Genomic DNA, 19,655 nt, shown 5'->3' with positions numbered 1-19,655 from the left:
CCCGGTGCACACTTATAATGCCAATCCACCCAAAGAAGGAATGCGCCATGACCGTTGCCAAGAGCAAACTACTCGCGCCCTGCGGCGCCTGGACCTCTCCCATCAGCGCCGCAGTGGTGGCCGCCGGCGCCACGCCGCTGTCCCAGCTGGCGCTCGATTGTGGCGAATTGTATTGGCTGGAAGGCCGCGCCAGCGAAGCCGGGCGCACCACCCTGGTCCGGCGCGACGGCGCGGCGCAGCGCGAACTGACCCCGGCCCCGTTCAACGTGCGCAGCCGCGTGCACGAATACGGCGGCGGCGCCTATGCGGTCGCGGACGGCGCGGCATGGTTCTCGCACTACGGCGACAACCGCATCTACCGCGTGGGCCCGGATGGCCAGCCGGCGCCGGTGACCGCCGAGGGCGCGCGCCGCTACGCCGACTTCGTGGCCGATACCCGGCGCCGGCGCCTGGTCGGCGTGCGCGAAGACCACACGAGCGGCGCCGCCTACCCCGACAACACCATCTGCGCGATCGGCTTCGACGGCGCCGAGACCGTGCTCATGGAAGGCAACGACTTCTATGCCGCGCCGCGCCTGTCCCCAAGCGGGCGCCAGCTGGCCTGGCTGAGCTGGGACCACCCGCGCATGCCCTGGGAAGGCACCGAGCTGTGGCTGGCCGAGATCGCCGAAGACGGCACCCTGGTGGATGGCCGGCTGATCGCCGGCGGCCCGCAGGAATCGATCTGCCAGCCGGAATGGTCGCCGCAGGGCGAGCTGCACTTCGTGTCGGACCGCAGCGGCTGGTGGAACCTGTACCGCTACGACCATGGCGTGGTGCACGCGCTGTGCCCGCGCGCAGCGGAGTTCGGCGGCCCGCACTGGAGCTTCGGCGGCTCGCTGTACGGCTTCCGCCCCGACGGCGAGATCGTCTGCGCCTACATCGAGGCGGGCGTCAGCCGGCTGGCGCGCCTGGCGCGCGACGGCCAACTGACCCAGGTCGCCTCGCCCTACCAGGAAATCCGCGAACTGCGCGTGGCCGGCGACTCGGTGGCGGTGCTGGCCGGCGCTCCCACCATCGCGCTCGAACTGGCGCGCATCGACCTGCTGGATGGCAGCCGCGAAGTGCTGGCGCGTTCGATCGAACAGCTGCCCGAGGAGGGCTACCTGTCGGTCCCGCTCAGCATCAGCTATCCGAGCGCCAGCGGCCGGACGGCCCACGCCTTCTACTACCCGCCCTGCAATGCGGACTTCGCGGCGCCGCATGGCGAACTGCCGCCCCTGATCGTGATCGGCCACGGCGGCCCGACCGGCATGGCGGCCAGCACGCTCAAGCTGGCCACCCAGTTCTGGACCAGCCGCGGCTTCGCCGTGCTGGACGTGAACTACGGCGGCAGCACCGGCTTCGGGCGCGCCTACCGCGACCTGCTCAAGGGCCAGTGGGGCGTGGTCGATGTCGAGGATTGCGTGGCCGGCGCGCGCCACCTGGCCGGACAGGGACTGGTCGACCCGGACCGCCTGCTGATCCGCGGCAGCAGCGCGGGCGGCCTGACCACCCTGTGCGCCCTCGCCTTCCACGACGTGTTCAAGGCCGGCGCCTGCTACTACGGCGTGTCCGACCTGGCGGGCCTGGACGCCGATTCGCACAAGTTCGAATCGCACTACAACCAGTACCTGATCGCCCCGCCCGAGCGCGCGCAAGCGGTGTACCGCGAACGCTCGCCGATCCACCACACCGACAGGCTGCGCCACCCGATGATCTTCTTCCAGGGCCTGGACGACAAGGTGGTGCCGCCGCAGCAGTCGGAGAGCATGGTCGAGGCGCTGCGCGCGCGCAAGCTGCCGGTCGCCTACATCACCCTGGAGGGCGAAGGCCATGGCTTCCGCAAGGCCGAGAGCGTGGTCCAGACCCTGGAAGCGGAGCTGGTGTTCTACCTGCGCGTGTTCGGCGTGCCGGTGCCGGCCGGCCTGCCGCAGGTCGCGATCGACAACCTGGGAGGGGCATGACCCCAGCCGACCTGCCCGTCCGCCTGGCGGCCTGCACTGGCGAAGAGCGTGTGATCTTGATCCTGCTGGCGATTGCCGGCGAGCCGATGGGACGCCAGCGTATCCTCGAACACATGATGGCGGCCGGTGTCCCCTTGCCGCCCGAGCAATGGGCCGCGGAACTGGACCGCCTGCGCGCCGCTGGCCTGATCAGGGACGTGACCGGGCGCGGCGTGATCATCGCGCCCGAGGCAGCCTGGCCGGTCATGGACGATGCGCTCGACCGCGGCGTGTTCGCGGGCGTCGCTACCGTCTACGGCATGGTGACACCGGTGCGCACCGACTGGCAGGGAAACCTGATGCTGCGCAGCTACCGCCAGGGACTGGCGCTGTTGCGCATCGCGCTGCTGACGGGAGAAGACGCGTCCATCGTCACGCCGCTGCTGGCGGCCTGCCTGCGCTGCCACGAAGCCAGCTACCTGCATCCGCTGGTCGATGTCTGCGCGCGCCCCTTCGATCCGGCCCTCGTCAACCGCATCCATCCGGGATTGCGCGACGGCGTGCTGGCCACGCTCATCGCCCACGCCCAGCGCGAACCGGACAGTGCGCCCGCTCTCCGCGCGGCTGCTGAACGGCATGCGGCGCGAGGCGATCCGTCGACCTCGCTGCGTATCGCCCTGTCCGAACACTACCTCCTGTGCGGCCGGCTCGACGACGCACTTGCCCTGCTGGCCGAGGTGAGCGATTCGCCGGGGCTGTTCCTGCGCAGCGTCATCGCCTTGTTACGCGACGATGCCGATGCCGGCCTGACCGGCGTCGAGCAGGCCCTCAAGCTTCTGCGCCGCGAGACCGGCAAGCGCAAGGCGATCTTCGAAGGCACCGGCGCCCACCTGTACCTCACGGCCCTGTTGCGCAGCAAGCAACCGGCCCACCAGAAGCTGGCCGATGCCTGGCTCGATATCGCCACGCGTGCGGTGCAGCGCCCCGACAACGCGGTCTGGTTCCAGCTCGGCATGCTGAGCGAAATCCGGCGCGGCACCGTGAACACCGAGGTGCTGGCCTCGCGCAACTGGGAGATGGCGCTGGAACCCTTCCTGTTCCGCGCCCTGATGCACCACTGGCTCGGCCTGCCGCAACTCGCGGGGAAAAAGCCCCAGCTCGAGGAGATGCTGGAACAGTCCGAGCGCGCCGGTTTCGATTTCTTCTCGGCCCAGCTGGCCGGGCTGCTGGGCCAGCTCGGCTACGTCGGCCACGAGCAGCGCGCCGGCGAGCTGCGGCGCCGGCACCGCTTCGCCGACCTGACCCACTGGTTCGAGCGCGAGGAAGCCTGGGAACGCCAGCTCAATGCCCTGATCAATCTGCAGCCGGCCGTGAATACCGAGGTGGTGCGCGAATCGCGCCTGGTGTGGATGATCCGCTACGACCCGACGCTGGGCGTGCAGGAAGTCGAGCCGCGCGAGCAGAAGCGCGACGCCCAGGGCGGCTGGACGCGCGGACGCGCGGTCGGCCTGAAACGGCTGGCCGAGGAAGGCCCGGAACTGGATTACCTGACCGCCCAGGACTTGCAGGCGGTGAACGCGATCGCCGGCCGCCGCTACTATGGCAGCAGCAGCGTGCGTTTCGAGTTCGAGCTGGACAAGGCGCTGGCGGCCCTGGTCGGCCATCCGCTGCTGTTCTGGATGGATTCGCCCGGTACCCGGGTCGAGCTGCTGCCGGGCGAACCCGAGCTGCTGGTGAAGGCGCGCGCCGGCCAGGTCATGATCACCTTGCAGCCGCCGGTAGGCGAGCAGGATGGCGACGTGATCGTCAGCCGCGAAACGCCGACCCGTTTGCGCCTGGTGCAGGTCAAGGAAGAACACCGGCGCATCGCCGCCATCCTCGGCGAGGGCCTCGAAGTACCGCTGTCGGCCGAGCGCCGCGTGCTGCGCGCAATCAGCGCGATTTCCTCGATCGTCACGGTGCAGTCGGACATCGGCGCCAGCCCTACCGACATCGAACCGGTGGCCGCCGATCCGCGCATTCACGTGCACCTGCGGCCCTACCAGCAGGGCTTGCGCATGCAACTGCTGATCCGCCCCCTGCCCGACGCCGGCGCCTATTACACGCCCGGCGAAGGCGCCGGGAATGTGATCGCCGATGTGAACGGCATCCGCACCGAGGCGCGGCGCGATCTGAACGCCGAGCGCGAAGCCGAGCGCCAGTTGATCGGCGCCTGCCAGGCGTTCGAGCATGCGGAGCTGGACCACGGCGAATGGCTGCTCGCTACGCCCTTGCACTGCCTGGAACTGGTCGACCAGCTGCGCGCGCTCGATCCTGCGAGCGTGATGGTGGCCTGGCCGGAAGGCGAGAAATTCCGGGTGGCGAAGCGCGCCAGCAGCAAGTCGCTACGCGTACAGATCCGGCGCGACCGCGACTGGTTCGAGGCCAGTGGCGAAATCGTCATCGACGAGGGTCGCGTGCTCGACCTGCGCACCATCCTGGCGCGCCTGCGCGAAGGCGGCAACCGCTTCGTGGCGCTGGGCGACAACGAATACCTGGCCCTGAGCGACGAGCTGCACCGGCGCCTGGCCGAACTCTACTCGTATGGCGAGGTCCAGGGCGACGGCGTGCGCATGCATGCGCTGGCCAGCTTCGCGCTCGACGAACTGGCGCGCGAGGCCGGTGAAGTCGATGCGGATGCCGCCTGGCGCAAGCACCTGAAGCGCATGGAAGACAGTGCGGCCTTCGTGCCGACCGTGCCGACCACCCTTCAGGCCGAGCTGCGCGACTACCAGCGCGAAGGCTTCGAATGGCTGGCGCGGCTGGCCCACTGGGGCGTGGGCGCCTGCCTGGCCGACGACATGGGCCTGGGCAAAACCCTGCAGGCGCTGGCGCTGCTGCTGACGCGCGCGCCGAACGGCCCGGCGCTGGTGATCGCGCCGACCTCGGTGTGCCTGAACTGGATCGCGGAAGCGGCGCGCTTCGCGCCGACCCTGAACCTGAAGCTGTTCGGCCCGGGCGACCGCGCCGCCCTGCTCGAGGAAGCCGGTCCGTTCGACGTGGTCGTGGCCAGCTATGGCCTGCTGCAGCTGGAAGCGCCGCAGTTCGCCAGGAAGCGCTGGCACAGCATCGTGCTCGACGAGGCGCAGGCGGTCAAGAACATGCACACCAAGCGCTCGCAGGCCGTGATGGCGCTGCAGGGCGACTTCCGCATGGCGGCCACCGGCACGCCGCTGGAAAACCACCTGGGCGAGCTGTGGAACCTGTTCCGCTTCATCAATCCGGGCCTGCTGGGCACGGCCGACCAGTTCCAGCTGCGCTTTGCCGGCCCGATCGAGAAGGCGCAGGACAAGCGCGCCGAAGCCGGCGCGCGCACCCGGCTGCGGCGCCTGGTCCAGCCTTTCATCCTGCGCCGCACCAAGACCCAGGTGCTGTCCGAGCTGCCGCCGCGCACCGAGATCGTGCTGCCGGTCGAACTCACCCAGGAAGAAACCGCGCTGTACGAATCGCTGCGCCGCGAGGCACTCGACAGGCTGGCCGCGCTGGAAGCGCCCGAGAACCAGAAATCGATCGCGATCCTGGCCGAGATGATGCGGCTGCGCCGCGCGGTCTGCAATCCGGAGCTGGTGGCCCCGGGCGCCGGCATCGCCAGCAGCAAGCTGAATGCCTTCGCGCGCCTGCTCGACGACCTGCTCGAGAACCGCCACAAGGCGCTGGTGTTCAGCCAGTTCGTCGACCACCTGACCCTGATCCGCAACTACCTCGACGGGCGCGGCGTGCCCTACCAGTACCTGGACGGCAGCACCCCGATCCAGGAGCGCCAGCGCCGCGTCGACGCCTTCCAGCGGGGCGAAGGGGAGCTGTTCCTGATCAGCCTGAAGGCGGGCGGGGTCGGCATCAACCTCACCGCGGCCGACTACGTGATCCACATGGACCCGTGGTGGAACCCGGCGGTCGAGGACCAGGCCTCGGACCGCGCCCACCGCATGGGCCAGCAGCGCCCCGTGACCATCTACCGCCTGGTCGCGCACGGCACCATCGAGGAAGGCATCGTCGACCTGCACCACCACAAGCGCGACCTGGCCGACAGCCTGCTCGAAGGGACCGAGATGGCGGCGCGCATGTCGCCCGAAGCCATGCTGGCCATGCTGCGCCAGGGCTTGCAAAAATGACCTCTACCGTTTCCATTCAGGGTCAGGTCTGTCATTCGGACACCGATCGAGCACCTTTGATTTAGCTCAAAACGCTGGTTTGTTTATCCCCGATGCGTTAAGTGGCCCGTTCATGGGAGGATCTGATCGCTCTGTCCTGCGACGCACGACGATGACATCGAACAGGAAAACCATCCCAGCATATTCAAAGTCGTTTTGAGATTTCGCAAGGGTTGTGCGTCTATGTCCGAATGACAGACCTGACCCTGAATGCTTGAAAAAATGACGTTGGACGCTTGGGCTCGTCCTGTCGCGTTGCAAACGCCAGCTCTTCCGTGTGATCATGCGGGGCTCTGCGTTACATGTCGGAATGTTTCCGCCGCCCGCAAGCGGTGTGAATGGTGCTAATCTGCACGCGCCGCACGGCAGCCTGCGCTCCGGGGCGTCCCGACCTTTCTTTTGTTGTTACAGGGCCGAATACGATGATGAAAACGAAAATCGCGCTGGCGGTGCTGCTGGCGTGTTTCGCACTGGCGCCGGCCAGCGCCAGGACTTCCAAGCCTGCCAAGGGCAAGGCGAAGGCCACCAAGGTGGTCAAGTCGAAGGCCGCCGACAAGCGCAGGAAGGCGCCCGTGAAGAAGGCCGCGGCGGCTGCCGCCGCTACCGCCGTCGCCGCGACCGCGGTGGCTGCGGCGCCGCCGGCCGGCCCCGCCGAGCGCCGTCTCGACCGCCGCATGGACACGATGAGCATGCAGTTCCTGACCGCGCTGTGGCGCATCGATCCGGAAGGCGGCATCTATGTCGGCAAGTTCGACCAGGCCGCCAGCCTGACCATTCCCGACGCCGCCACCCGCGCGAAGAAGCTGGCCTTCTACACCGAGTGGCTGGACAAGTTCAGCAAGCTCGATACGAAACAGCTCTCGGCACGCCAACGCACCGACCTGGCCCTGCTGGTCAACAAGCTGGAGAAGGAGCGCTGGAACCTCACCACCTGGCGCGAATTCGAATGGAATCCGGCGCTGTACAACGTGGCCCAGCCGCTCGACCTGGTCCTGAACACCGACTACGCGGCCAAGCCGCAGCGCCTGCGCACCATCCTCAGGCGCCTGGCCAACGTGCCCGAGTTCTACCAGGCCGCGCAGGCATCGATCACCACCCCGACCCTCGAACACACCCGGCTGGCGATCACCCAGGCGCCGGGTACGCTCGCCGTGCTGGCCGACCTCGGCCAGGCGGCCCAGGAATCGATCCTGACGGCGCAGGAGAAAGCGATCTTCGCGCAGCGCATCGCCAACGCCGGCAGCGCGGTGCTGGGCTATGTCGACTTCCTGACCCAGCTCGACAAGAGCCTGGTGGCGTCCAGGGGCGCACGCCCGTTCCGCACCGGGAAGGAGATGTACGAACAGAAGTTCGCGCTCGAGATCCAGTCCTCCAGCAGCGCCGAGCAGACCTACCGCAAGGCGCTGGCCACGCGCGCGGAGCTGCTCGCGCGCATGGACACGATCTCGGACGAACTCTGGCCGCGCTACATGGCCGGCGTGGCCAAGCCGAACGACCGCTTCCAGAAGATCGGCATGATGATCGACAAGCTGTCGGCGCGCCACGTCGCGCGCGAGAACTTCCTCCCCGAGATCCGCCGCCAGATCCCCATGCTGCACGAATGGGTGACGAAGCATAACCTGCTGACCCTCGACGCCGACAAGCCGCTCGAAGTGCGCGAGACCCCGATGTACCAGCGCGGCGTGGCCGGCGCCAGCATCGACGCGCCCGGCCCTTATCGTCCGAAGGACAAGACCTACTACAACGTCACCCCGCTGGACAGCCTGACGCCGGAACAGGCCGAGAGCAGCCTGCGCGAGTACAACGAGTGGATCCTCCAGATCCTCAACATCCACGAGGCGATCCCGGGCCACTACGCGCAGCTGGTGTACGCGAACCGCTCGCCTTCGCTGATCAAGTCGCTGTTCGGGAATGGCGCGATGGTCGAGGGCTGGGCCGTGTACGGCGAGCGCATGATGCTGGAATCGGGCTATGGCGGCAACGCGCCCGAGATGTGGCTGATGTACTCGAAGTGGAACCTGCGCAGCGTGACCAACACCATCCTCGACTACGGCGTGCACGTGCTGGGCATGCAGCAGGCCGAGGCGATCGACCTGCTGACCCGCCAGGCCTTCCAGACGCGCCAGGAAGCCGACGAAAAATGGCGCCGCGTGAGCCTGACCTCGGTGCAGCTGACCAGCTACTTCAGCGGCTACGAGCAGATCGTGGAATTGCGCGAACGCCGCAAGCAGCAGCTGGGCGAGCGCTTCAACCTGAAGGAATTCCACGACCAGTTCCTCAGCTACGGCAACGCGCCGGTGAAGATGATCTCGGAGCTGATGCAGTAAGCATGGTTTGATCCTGCACAGCAAACCCGCTGTGCAAAATCGCACAAGCGGCGTGCTCGCACGCTCGCTTGTACGCAATATCTCCAGGTCTACAATGGATTCGGACCCACGGGTCACGACACCATCAGCCGGAGACATCCCATGCACCCGGCTTCTTCTTCGCCGCCGTCCTAGCGAACGCGCGGCCCGCAGTCTTTTTCTGTTTGTCATCGAAGCCGGACCTGCGCGGCGTGCCCTGCCACGCCCGTACGTCCGGTTCAGCAGTCCTTCCACGCAAAGAACGGAGGCTTTGAATGGCATTCCTCGTAAAACACACGACGGACCGCCGCTGCCTGCCTGGCGCTGCTGGCGCCCTGGACGCAGGCGGCTGCCCAGGTTCAGGCCGGGCCGGGCACCTGAAGCGCGAACCAGACCCAGGTCGCGAGCGTGATCTGGGGCAGCAGCGATTTCACGGTGGCCCAGGGCTACGGTCCGCTGGATGCGGCGGCCATGCGCCAGGTCTATGGCGGCAGCTTCACCCAGGGCACGACCGCCAGCGTGCCTGGCAGCGGTAGCAACATTCCCCATACCGACGCGAACGGCAAGCTGCGCACTTCCGAGATCACGGTGAGCGGCATGGGCCATGCGTGGCCGGCCTGCGCCGGTGGCCAGAACAGCAACTACGTCAGCTCGGCCAAGGTCAACTACCCGGCCTTCGTGATGGATTTCTGGTTCAACAACACCCCGCGCGTGGCGCGCGCGGCACCGCCCACCATGAGCTCGTGCAGCGCCAGCGTGTCCGGGTCGACCGTGACGGTGAACGGAGCGGCGAACGATCCTTCAGGGTCCATCGGCGGCTACAAGGTGGTGCTGAACGGTCCTTCGCTGGTGAACGATGCGGCTGCGGGCAGCGGGGCCGGCTTCAGCAAGGCGTATACCGGCCGAGCCGACGGCTACTACACGGGCGCGGTCACCGCCACCGGCAGCACCGGGCAGGTCTCGGCGGCCTGACACATCGGCCAGTTCCTGGTCGGCGCGGCGCCGGCGCTGCAGCCGCCCGCCGGCCTGGCGGTGGGCGCGGCCACGGCCAGCAGCATTGCGCTGTCCTGGAATGCGGCGAGCGGGGCGACCGGGTACAACCTGTATCGCAACGGAGCGAAGGTGAATGCCGGCGCGTTGACGGCGACCGCCTTCACCGATACCGGGCTGGCGGCGGCGACCAGCTACAGCTACCAGGTCTCGGCGCTGGCCAACGGCGTGGAAAGCGTGTTGTCGAATGCGGTGAGCGGAAGCACGACCTCAGGCTTCGTGTGCACGGCGACCACGGCTAGCAATTACGCGCACGTGCAGGCAGGGCGGGCGCATCACAGTGGAGGCTATGCACTGGCGAATGGGTCGAACCAGAATATGGGGCTCTACAACACGTTCTATACGAGCACGCTGGCGCAGACGGCCGCGCGGTATTACATCATCGGTAACTGTCCTTGAATGCATCAGGGGCCATGCTTGCGCATGACCTCTGTCATTCGTCAGGCCGTTTCTTCCGGCGCCCTGGTTACCCGCGCAAACATCGGCGCCACCAGCAGGCCCAGCTCGTAGAGCAGGCACATCGGAATCGCCAGCGCCAGCTGGCTGACCACGTCCGGCGGCGTCACGATGGCCGCGATCACGAAGGCGCCCACGATCACGTACGAACGCACCGCGCGCAGCTTCTCGATGCTGACGATGCCCATGCGGACCAGGATCACCACCACCACCGGCACTTCGAAGGCCGCGCCGAAGGCCAGGCACATCGACATCACGAAGTCGAGGTAGTTTTCGATATCCGGCGTCACCGCGATCGAGTCCGGCGCGAATTCGCCGATGAAGTGGAACACCCGCCCGAACACGAAGAAATAGCAGAACGCCACGCCGGCGATGAACAGCACCGAGGACGAGATCACCAGCGGCAGCACCAGGCGCTTCTCGTGCGCGTACAGGCCGGGCGCGACGAAGGCCCAGAGCTGGTAGAACACCCAGGGCAGCGCCACGATGAAGGCCAGCAGCAGGGTCACCTTCATCGGCACCAGGAAGGGGGAAATCACGCCGGTCGCGATCATCTTCGAGCCGGGCGGCAGCGAGGCGATCATCGGCGCGGCCAGCAGGTCGTAGATCTCCGACGGCCCCGGCCACAGCATCAGCGCCGCGCAGGCGAGCGCGATCCCGATCGAGGCCTTGACCAGGCGGTCACGCAATTCGACCAGGTGGGAAATGAAGGTTTCTTCGCCTGCGGCTGGTTCAGTCATCGGAAGAACGATTTGGAAGAGGTGGCGCCGGAAGACGGACGGAACTTGCGTACGCGGGCGGCGCCCGAAATCACATGGCTCCTGGTGCCATGGCGGTTCTTGTACCAGGCCGGCACGGCCGAGGTGCGCACCAGCTTCTTGCGGCGGAAGTCGCGCGCCTTGCGGTCGATGTCGGCCGGCGTCGCCGGCGCCGGCGCCGTCACGTCGGTATCGTGGGCGGCGCGGCCGTCCCACAATGCCTCGACCTCGTCGACATGGCTGGACACGCTGTGCTCGACCTCGTCCTTGAACGATTGCGCACTGTCCTGCACTTCCTTGTGCAGGTTGCGCAGCTCGTCCAGCTCGATCTCGCGGCTGACTTCGGACTTGACGTCGTGCAGGTAGCGCTGCGCCCGCCCATAGAGCGTCCCGGCCATGCGCGCCACCTTCGGCAGCTTTTCAGGGCCGATCACGATCAGCGCGACCACGCCGATGATCGCCAGTTTCGACAGTCCGAGATCGATCATGGGACCCGGGGATTACGAACGGGTCTTGTCGCGGGCTTCCACGTCGATGGTCGTCTTGTCGGCGACCTGCTGCGGCGGCTGGGCCGCGTTCGCGCTGGCGTTCGCATTCGCGTTCGCCTTGTCTTCATCGCCCTTCACGCCATCCTTGAAACCCTTGACGGCTTTGCCGAGATCGGAGCCGATATTGCCGATCTTCTTGGTGCCAAAAATCAGCATGACGACGACCAGGACAATGACCCAGTGCCAAATACTCATCGAACCCATATTTTTCTCCTAGCAAGGCGACTACCGCCTGTAAATCGGGAAACGTATATCGCAGTATATGCGATGCGGAGGCATACTGCCCCCTTGTAACATGTAATGCAATACTTATACGTGCAGGCCGCGCCACGGACGCGGGCCGCCGTACATGTGGAGATGCAGGTGATGGACTTCCTGGCCGCCGTCCGGACCGCTGTTGATCAGGGTCTTGAAGCCGCCGCTGCGGCTGCCGTCCGGACCGGTCTTAACCGCAATACCATGCTCAGCGGCAAGCTTCGGCACCAGGGCCAGCATCTTGCCCAGCAGCGCGGTGTGTTCCTCGGTGCAGTCGGACAAGGTGGCCACGTGCTGCTTCGGGATCACCAGCAGGTGTACCGGAGCGGCCGGATTGATGTCCTTGAACGCCAGCACCTCGTCATCTTCATAGACTACGCTGGCCGGAATCTGCTTGGCGGCAATCTTGCAAAAAATGCAGTTATCCATCTTCTCTCCAGATGTATTACACCGTTCCACAGGCGCCCAGCCCAGGAAACCCATGCATCCTACCCGTGCCTCATGACACCGGTGTGACGATCCTGCCCCGATTATGACACCGGAAGGTGCCAGAAGTGGAGTAAGTAGGCGCTTACTCGTCTTTTCTCGACGCTTTTTCTTCGAGGCCGGACAGGCCTTCGCGGCGCGCCAGCTCGTCGAGCACCTGTTGCGGGCTCAGGCCGAAGCTGGCCAGCATGACCATCGAGTGGAACCACAGGTCGGCGCATTCGTAGAGGACCTTGGCGCTGTCGCCCGAGACGCGCGCGTCCTTGGCGGCCAGCACGGTCTCGGTGGCTTCCTCGCCGATCTTCTTGAGGATGGCGTCGTCGCCCTTGGTGAACAGCTTGGCCACATAGGAGGTGGCGGGGTCGCCGCCGTTTTCCGGCTTGCGCGATTCGATCACGGCCGCCAGGCGGGCCAGGGTAAGGCTCATGGGGTCTTCTTTGCTTTGGGGGCGGAATAGATGGTGGCGGGGTCCTGCAGCACCGGTTCGACGCTCCGCCAGTCGGCGCCGTCGAATTTCTGGAAGAAGCAGGAATGGCGCCCGGTATGGCAGGCGATGCCGCCGGCCTGCTCGATCTTGAGCAGCACGACGTCCTCGTCGCAGTCGAGGCGGATTTCCAGCACCTTCTGGGTGTGGCCGGATTCCTCGCCCTTGTGCCACAGCTTCTTGCGCGAACGGCTCCAGTACACCGCCTCGCCCAGCTCGACGGTGCGGGCCAGGGCGTCGCGGTTCATCCAGGCGAACATCAGGATGTCGCCGCTGCCCGCTTCCTGGGCGATGACGGGCACCAGGCCGTGCTCGTCCCATTTGATCTTGTTGAGCCACTTGATTGCCATGTCGCTTCCTTCAGTCCAGGCGCATCGGGATACCGCGTTCGGCCATGAAGCGCTTGGCTTCGCCGACCGTATGCTGCCCGTAATGGAAGATGCTGGCCGCCAGCACGGCGTCGGCATGGCCCTTCAGCACGCCGTCGGCCAGGTCCTGCAGGCCGCCGACGCCGCCCGAGGCGATCACCGGGATGCCGACCGCATCCGACACGGCGCGGGTCAGGCCCAGGTCGAAGCCGACCTTGGTGCCGTCGCGGTCCATGGAAGTGAGCAGCAACTCACCGGCGCCCAGGCTTTCCATCTTGCGCGCCCACTCGACCGCGTCGAGGCCGGTCGGGTTGCGTCCGCCGTGGGTGAAGACTTCCCACTTGCCGGGCGCGACCTGCTTGGCGTCGATCGCGACCACGATGCACTGCGAACCGTGCTTCTGCGAGGCGTCGAACACCAGCTGCGGATTGGTGACCGCCGAGGTGTTCATGCTGACCTTGTCGGCGCCGGCATTGAGCAGGCGGCGCACGTCCTCGACCTTGCGCACGCCGCCACCGACGGTGAGCGGGATGAACACGGTCGAGGCCACGGCCTCGATGATCGGCAGGATCAGGTCGCGGCCGTCGCTCGAGGCGGTGATGTCGAGGAAGGTGATCTCGTCGGCGCCCTGCCCGTCGTAGCGGCGCGCGATCTCGACCGGGTCGCCGGCGTCGCGCAGCTCGGTGAAGTTGACGCCCTTGACCACACGGCCGCCGGTCACGTCGAGGCAGGGAATGATGCGTTTTGCGAGCATAAAGCTTAGGCGTCGGCGCCCTCGGTCAGTTCGTCGGCGCGTTCCTGGGCCGATGCCAGGTCGAGCGTGCCTTCGTAGATGGATCGGCCGCAGATCACGCCTTCGATGCCTTCGTCCTGCACCGCGCACAGCGCTTCCACGTCGGCCAGGTTGTGCACGCCGCCCGATGCGATGATCGGGATGCGCACGGCCTGGGCCAGCTTGACGGTGGCGTCGATGTTCACGCCGCCCATCATGCCGTCGCGGCCGATGTCGGTGTAGATGATCGATTCGACGCCATAGCCTTCGAATTTCTTGGCCAGGTCGATGACTTCGTGGCCCGACATCTTGCTCCAGCCGTCGGTGGCGACCTTGCCGTCCTTGGCGTCCAGGCCGACGATGATGTGGCCCGGGAAGGCGCCGCAGGCATCGTGCAGGAAGCCGGGGTTCTTCACCGCGGCGGTGCCGACGATGATGTAGCTGATGCCGGCGTCCAGGTAGCGCTCGATGGTGTCGAGGTCGCGGACGCCGCCGCCCAGCTGGACCGGGATCTCGTCGATGCCGTTCTCTTCGGCGTAATCCTGCACCGCGGTGAGGATCGATTTGATCGCTTCTTCGTTCTTCGGCTTGCCCGCGAATGCTCCGTTCAGATCGACCAGGTGCAGCCGGCGCGCGCCCTTCTTGAGCCAATGCAGCGCCATGTCGGCGGGATCTTCGGAAAACACGGTGGCAAGGTCCATATCGCCCTGTTTCAGGCGAACGCAGTGACCGTCTTTCAGGTCGATGGCGGGGATCAGCAGCATGGTCGTTGTCGTAAGGTTGACGGGTGGATCAGGGATTCCAGTGGATGAAATTGCGGTACAGGCGCAGCCCGGCGGCCGCGCTTTTCTCCGGGTGGAACTGGGTGGCGACGAGGTTGTCGCGCGCGACGGCGCAGCAATACGGCCCGCCGTAGTCGGTCTCGCCGATCACGTCGCCCGCTTCGCCGGGCGCCGCGTAATAACTGTGCACGAAATAGAAATAGCTGCCGTCCGCGACGCCTTCCCACAGGGCGTGGGGACGGACCTGGCGCACGCGGTTCCAGCCCATCTGGGGCACCTTGAAGCGCGAACCGTCCGCCTGCAGCTTGCCGTCGAGCTGGAAACGCACGACTTTGCCGGGCAGCAAGCCCAGGCCGGGCGTCCCCTCGTTTTCTTCGCTGGACTCGAACAGCATCTGCTCGCCCACGCACACGCCCATCACCGGGCGGGTCTTCACGGCGCGCAGCAGCGCTTCCTCGGCGCCGGATTCGCGCAGGCTGGTCATGCAGTCGCGCATGGCGCCCTGGCCGGGCAGCACGATGCGGTCGGCGCGGTCGATGTCGGCCGCGCTGCTCGACACGATCACCTCGGCTTCGGGCGCGGCGGCGCGCAAGGCCTGCGCGACCGAGCGCAGGTTGCCGAGCCCGTCCACCACAACAATCTTGTTCGTCATGATGTCCGCCGCTTACAGGCTGCCTTTGGTCGAGGGGATGATGCCGGCGGCGCGCTCGTCGAGCTCGGTGGCCATGCGCAGGGCGCGGCCGAAGGCCTTGAACACGGTTTCGCACTGGTGGTGCGCGTTCACGCCGCGCAGGTTATCGATGTGCAGGGTCACGCCGGCGTGGTTCACGAAGCCGCGGAAGAATTCTCCGGTCAGGTCGACGTCGAAGGTGCCGATCATGGCGCGCGTGAAGGGAACGTGCAGTTCCAGCCCCGGGCGGCCCGAGAAATCGATGACCACGCGCGACAGCGCTTCGTCCAGCGGCACATAGGCATGGCCGTAGCGGCGGATGCCCTTCTTGTCGCCGATCGCCTTCGCGACCGCCATGCCGAGGGTGATGCCGGTGTCCTCGACGGTATGGTGGGCGTCGATATGCAGGTCGCCGACGGCTTCGACTTCGAGGTCGAACATGCCGTGGCGCGCGATCTGGTCGAGCATATGGTCGAGGAAGGGGACGCCGGTATTGAGCTTCTGGCGGCCGGTGCCGTCGAGGTTGATCGCGACGCGGATCTGCGTCTCGTTGGTGTTGCGCGTGATTTCGGCGGTGCGTGTCATTGCGGGATGCTCGTCAGTCGTCCTCCCCGTGGGGAAGGACGGTTACAGGGACGCTTTCAGGGCTGTCAGGAATTGGGTGTTCTCGTCCGGAGTGCTGATCGTGACACGGATGCAATTCGTCAGCATCTTATGCATTTTACTCAAATTTTTGATCAGCACCCTCTCCGAATGGAGGCGGGCGCAAGTCTTCTCGGCGTCCGGGACGCGCAGCGAGATGAAATTGGCGCTCGAAGGGAAGACTTCGACGCCGGGCAGCTTGCCGAGCTCGGCGGCCAGGCGGGTGCGCTCGGCGTTGAGCTGTTCCGCCTGGCGGTCGAGCACGTCGATATGGTCGAGCGCGAATTCGGCCGCCACCTGGGTCAGCACGTTCACGTTGTACGGCGGGCGCACCTTCTCGAACTGCTCCAGCAGGGCCGCGGCGCCGGACAGGTAGCCCAGGCGGATGCCGGCCAGGCCGAGCTTGGACAGGGTGCGCATCACGACCAGGTTCGGGAATTCCGGCAGGCGGCCCATGAAGCTGGTGCGCGCGAACGGCTGGTAGGCCTCGTCCACCACCGCGATGCCGGTGTCGCCCAGCGCGCGGATGACGGCTTCGATGTCGGCGGCGTCGAACAGGTTGCCGGTCGGGTTGTTCGGGTAGGCCAGGAACACCAGCGACGGCTTGTGCTCGGCGATCGCGGCCAGCATCGCCTCGCGGTCGAGCGAGAAGTCTTCCTTCAAGGGCACGCCGACGAAATCCGCGCCCGCGAACTGGGCCGAACGCGAGAACATCACGAAGGCCGGCACCGGGGCCATGACCACGGCGCGCCGGTCCTGGTGCGCGATCGCGGTTGCCATGATGGCAATCAGCTCGTCCGAGCCGTTGCCGAGCAGGACGTCGTAACCGCCCGGCACGCCCAGGCTGGCGCAGATCTTCCCCTTCAGGGTGGCGTAGGACGGCACCGGATAACGGTTCAGCGCCGCATCGGCCAGGCGCGCACCCAGTTCGCGGCGCAGTTCCTCGGGCAGCTCGTACGGATTCTCCATCGCGTCGAGCTTGATGTAGCCGGTCGCGTCGGGCACGTGGTAGCTGCCGATCTCGCGGACGTCGGCGCGGATGGTGTTCTCGACCAGCTTGTCGATGGAGGTCATGGCGTTCCTTCGGTGGTGACGGCGGTCTTCGCGGCCGCCTTACGTTTCTTGCTTCCCACGACAGGCACCTCGGGCGCGGCAAGGCGCTCCTGGATGATGTCGCAGTAGGCGGGATTCAGTTCGAAGCCTGTGAAGCGGCGACCGAGGCGTTTGGCCGCGATCGCCGTGGTGCCGCTGCCCATGAAGGGGTCAAGCACGATCCCATCCGGTGGACAGGAGGCCTTGAGCATGCGCTCGATGATTTCGAGCGGCTTCTGGGTCGGGTGGTCTGCCCGTTCCGGATGCTCGCGGTGGAGACGGGATACGCTCCACACATCCTTGGGATTGTAGCCGACTTCGAGCCATTTCGCCCCCACGAATATCGAACGCGAGCGCGCCTTCTTGGTTTCGGCGTCGTACGGGATGCGCACCGCATCCAGGTCGAAGTAGTAATCCTTGCGGTTCACGAAGAAACCGATGGTGTCGTGCACCGAGCTGTAACTGCGCACGCTGCCGCCCATCGAGGGCACGCGGCGGTCCCAGATGATCTCGTTCATCATCGTCATGCGCTTCTTCAGCATCACGAAGATCTCCGGCGCGAAGCGCCAGGTCAGGAACACGTACAGGCTGCCGTTGGCTTTCAGCTTGGGCAGGGCGGCATCGATCCACTGCTCGGTCCAGGCCAGGTAGGCCTCGACGCTCTGCTGGTCGGAGGCGTTGCCGTAGTCCTTGCCAAGGTTATAAGGCGGGTCGGTCAGGATCAGGTCGATCGACCCGTCCGGAATGCGCGCCATACCTGCCAGCGCATCCTCGCAGAATACCTGGTTGACCCAGCCGGTCATGACTTCTCGAGGCGCAGCTCCGCGCTCCTTGCGTGGGCCTGCAAGCCTTCGCCGTAGGCCAGTTCGGCCGCAACCTTGCCCAGCGTCCGGGCGCCGGCCTCGCTCACCATGATCACCGACGAGCGCTTCTGGAAGTCGTACACGCCCAGCGGCGACGAGAAACGCGCGGTGCGCGAGGTCGGCAGCACGTGGTTCGGGCCGCAGCAGTAGTCGCCCAGCGATTCGGACGAGAAGCGGCCGAGGAACATGGCGCCCGCGTGGCGGATCTTGTCGGCCCACAGCAAAGGCTCTGCGGCGGAGATTTCCAGGTGCTCGGCCGCGATCGCGTTGGCGATCTCGCAAGCTTCTTCCATGTCGCGCACCTTCACCAGCGCGCCGCGGTCGGTCAGCGAGGTGGTGATCGTCGCATGGCGCGGCATGGTCGGCAGCAGCCTGTGGATGCTCTCTTCGACCCTGGCGATGTAGTCCGCGTCCGGGCACAGCAGGATGGCCTGGGCCAGCTCGTCGTGCTCGGCCTGCGAGAACAGGTCCATCGCCACCCAGTCCGGGTCGGTCGAGCCGTCGCACAGCACCAGGATCTCGGAAGGACCGGCGATCATGTCGATGCCGACCGTGCCGAACACGCGGCGCTTGGCCGAGGCGACATAGGCGTTGCCGGGGCCGACGATCTTGTCGACCGGGGGAATGGTTTCGGTGCCGTAGGCCAGCGCGGCCACGGCCTGGGCGCCGCCGATGGTGATCACGCGCGTCACGCCGGCGATCGCGGCGGCGGCCAGCACCATCCGGTTCTTCACGCCGTCGGGGGTCGGCACCACCATGACGATGTCCTTCACGCCCGCCACCTGCGCCGGAATCGCATTCATCAGCACCGAGGACGGATAGGCGGCCTTGCCGCCCGGGACGTAGATGCCGACGCGGTCCAGCGGGGTGACGCGCTGGCCCAGCAGCGTGCCGTCAGGCTCGGTGAAGCTGAAGCCGTTCAGTTCCTGCTTCTGGCGCTCGTGGAACACGCGGATGCGCTCGGCGGCGGTGCGCAGCGCGGCGCGCTGGGCTTCCGGCAGCGAGGCCAGCGCCTCGTCCAGTTCGGCCTGCCCGATGTCGAAGGCGGCCATCGACGCGGCGCCGCCCGGGATGCGGTCGAAGCGGTTGGTGTATTCGAGCACGGCGGCGTCGCCGCGCTTCTTCACGTCAGCCAGGATCCTGGCGACCGCCGATTCGATGGCGTCGTCGGTCTCCGCCTCGAAGGCGAGCAGCGCATCCAGGGTGGCCTTGAAGTCGGGAGCGGTGGAATCGAGCTTGCGGATCTGTACTGCCATGGTTCAGCCTTGAAGTTTGGAAGCGCGTTCGAACGCTGCGAGGATCGGTTGCAGGCGCTCGCGCTTGAGCTTGAGCGCGGCCTGGTTGACGACCAGGCGCGAGGAAATGTCCATGATCTTTTCGACTTCGACCAGGTTGTTGGCGCGCAGGGTGCCGCCGGTCGAGACCACGTCGACGATCGCGTCCGACAGCCCGACCAGCGGCGCCAGCTCCATCGAGCCGTACAGCTTGATCAGGTCGACGTGCACGCCCTTGGCGGCGAAGTGCTCGCGCGCGGTGTTGACGAACTTGGTCGCCACGCGCAGGCGCGCGCCCTGGCGCACCGCGGTCTCGTAGTCGAAGCCGGCGTTCACCGCCACCGACATGCGGCACTGCGCGATGCACAGGTCGATCGGCTGGTACAGGCCTTCGCCCCCATGCTCGAGCAGCACGTCCTTGCCGGCCACGCCGAAGTCGGCGGCGCCATGCTGGACATAGGTCGGCACGTCGCTGGCGCGCACGATCAGGACGCGCACGCCCGGATCGTTGGTCGGCAGGATCAGCTTGCGCGAGGTTTCCGGGTTCTCGAGCACCTCGATGCCCGCCGCCGCCAGCAGCGGCATGGTGTCCTCGAAGATGCGGCCCTTGGACAGGGCCAGGATCAGCTGGGGTTCACCGGCGGTTTTACTCATAC

General features: G+C 66.6%; 17 protein-coding genes and 1 pseudogene. 4 read left to right on the top strand and 14 right to left on the bottom strand.

Going from position 1 to position 19,655, the window contains the following annotated elements; all coding sequences use genetic code 11:
• The first annotated feature begins 47 nt into the window (after positions 1-47).
• From H162_RS0120905 to H162_RS34780, 4 genes and pseudogenes are all read left to right on the top strand, one after another.
• Complete coding sequence (locus tag H162_RS0120905) at positions 48-1,985, top strand: S9 family peptidase (protein ID WP_020655449.1); 1,938 nt, start codon at positions 48-50, stop codon at positions 1,983-1,985.
• The gene (locus H162_RS0120900; protein ID WP_020655448.1) at positions 1,982-6,115 is read left to right on the top strand and encodes a DEAD/DEAH box helicase; all 4,134 of its coding nucleotides are present in this window, start codon (positions 1,982-1,984) and stop codon (positions 6,113-6,115) included. Before H162_RS0120905 ends, H162_RS0120900 begins: the two co-directional genes overlap by 4 nt.
• Before the next feature lie 461 nt (positions 6,116-6,576).
• The gene (locus H162_RS0120895; RefSeq protein ID WP_020655447.1) at positions 6,577-8,481 is read left to right on the top strand and encodes a DUF885 domain-containing protein; all 1,905 of its coding nucleotides are present in this window, start codon (positions 6,577-6,579) and stop codon (positions 8,479-8,481) included.
• A gap of 534 nt (positions 8,482-9,015) precedes the next feature.
• Positions 9,016-9,948 (top strand): annotated as a pseudogene (locus H162_RS34780) (rhamnogalacturonan endolyase family protein); the annotation flags it as partial.
• A 41-nt stretch (positions 9,949-9,989) separates the two neighbouring features.
• On the opposite strand, the gene tatC reads toward H162_RS34780, so the two are convergent.
• From tatC to hisG, 14 genes are all read right to left on the bottom strand, one after another.
• Positions 9,990-10,745 carry a twin-arginine translocase subunit TatC gene (gene tatC, locus H162_RS0120885; protein WP_020655444.1) on the bottom strand — a complete coding sequence of 252 codons (756 nt, stop codon included), beginning with the start codon at positions 10,743-10,745 and terminating at the stop codon, positions 9,990-9,992.
• Complete coding sequence (gene tatB, locus H162_RS0120880) at positions 10,742-11,251, bottom strand: Sec-independent protein translocase protein TatB (RefSeq protein WP_020655443.1); 510 nt, start codon at positions 11,249-11,251, stop codon at positions 10,742-10,744. The genes tatC and tatB overlap by 4 nt, the downstream gene beginning before the upstream one ends.
• 12 nt (positions 11,252-11,263) lie before the next feature.
• Positions 11,264-11,515 carry a Sec-independent protein translocase subunit TatA gene (gene tatA, locus H162_RS0120875; protein WP_020655442.1) on the bottom strand — a complete coding sequence of 84 codons (252 nt, stop codon included), beginning with the start codon at positions 11,513-11,515 and terminating at the stop codon, positions 11,264-11,266.
• Between the two features lie 105 nt (positions 11,516-11,620).
• Positions 11,621-11,995, bottom strand: a complete 375-nt coding sequence (locus tag H162_RS0120870) for a histidine triad nucleotide-binding protein (RefSeq protein WP_020655441.1) — start codon at positions 11,993-11,995, stop codon at positions 11,621-11,623.
• Between the two features lie 142 nt (positions 11,996-12,137).
• Positions 12,138-12,479, bottom strand: coding sequence for a phosphoribosyl-ATP diphosphatase (locus H162_RS0120865; protein ID WP_020655440.1), 342 nt, complete (start codon positions 12,477-12,479; stop codon positions 12,138-12,140).
• Positions 12,476-12,886, bottom strand: a complete 411-nt coding sequence (gene hisI / locus H162_RS0120860; protein WP_020655439.1) for a phosphoribosyl-AMP cyclohydrolase — start codon at positions 12,884-12,886, stop codon at positions 12,476-12,478. Before hisI ends, H162_RS0120865 begins: the two co-directional genes overlap by 4 nt.
• Before the next feature lie 10 nt (positions 12,887-12,896).
• Positions 12,897-13,658, bottom strand: coding sequence for an imidazole glycerol phosphate synthase subunit HisF (gene hisF, locus H162_RS0120855; RefSeq protein WP_020655438.1), 762 nt, complete (start codon positions 13,656-13,658; stop codon positions 12,897-12,899).
• A gap of 5 nt (positions 13,659-13,663) precedes the next feature.
• Positions 13,664-14,440 carry a 1-(5-phosphoribosyl)-5-[(5-phosphoribosylamino)methylideneamino]imidazole-4-carboxamide isomerase gene (gene hisA / locus H162_RS0120850; protein ID WP_020655437.1) on the bottom strand — a complete coding sequence of 259 codons (777 nt, stop codon included), beginning with the start codon at positions 14,438-14,440 and terminating at the stop codon, positions 13,664-13,666.
• Between the two features lie 28 nt (positions 14,441-14,468).
• A complete protein-coding gene (gene hisH / locus H162_RS0120845) occupies positions 14,469-15,110 on the bottom strand; it encodes an imidazole glycerol phosphate synthase subunit HisH (RefSeq protein ID WP_020655436.1) in 642 nt (213 codons plus the stop codon).
• Between the two features lie 12 nt (positions 15,111-15,122).
• Entirely contained in the window at positions 15,123-15,713 is a 591-nt protein-coding gene (gene hisB, locus H162_RS0120840) for an imidazoleglycerol-phosphate dehydratase HisB (protein ID WP_020655435.1), read from the bottom strand.
• 42 nt (positions 15,714-15,755) lie between these two features.
• Positions 15,756-16,844 (bottom strand): histidinol-phosphate transaminase, encoded by a 1,089-nt coding sequence (gene hisC / locus H162_RS0120835; protein ID WP_020655434.1) that lies wholly within the window; start codon positions 16,842-16,844, stop codon positions 15,756-15,758.
• Positions 16,841-17,665: a DNA-methyltransferase gene (locus tag H162_RS0120830; RefSeq protein WP_020655433.1), complete on the bottom strand. Its 825-nt coding sequence runs from the start codon at positions 17,663-17,665 to the stop codon at positions 16,841-16,843. Before H162_RS0120830 ends, hisC begins: the two co-directional genes overlap by 4 nt.
• On the bottom strand, positions 17,662-18,981 hold the full coding sequence (hisD, locus tag H162_RS0120825; protein WP_020655432.1) for a histidinol dehydrogenase: 1,320 nt from the start codon (positions 18,979-18,981) through the stop codon (positions 17,662-17,664). The genes H162_RS0120830 and hisD overlap by 4 nt, the downstream gene beginning before the upstream one ends.
• A 3-nt stretch (positions 18,982-18,984) precedes the next feature.
• Entirely contained in the window at positions 18,985-19,653 is a 669-nt protein-coding gene (gene hisG, locus H162_RS0120820) for an ATP phosphoribosyltransferase (protein WP_020655431.1), read from the bottom strand.
• Between the last annotated feature and the right edge of the window lie 2 nt (positions 19,654-19,655).

The organism is Massilia niastensis DSM 21313 (genome assembly GCF_000382345.1).
GTDB classification, from domain to species: domain Bacteria; phylum Pseudomonadota; class Gammaproteobacteria; order Burkholderiales; family Burkholderiaceae_D; genus Telluria; species Telluria niastensis.
This window is presented reverse-complemented; position numbering and strand designations above follow the sequence as displayed.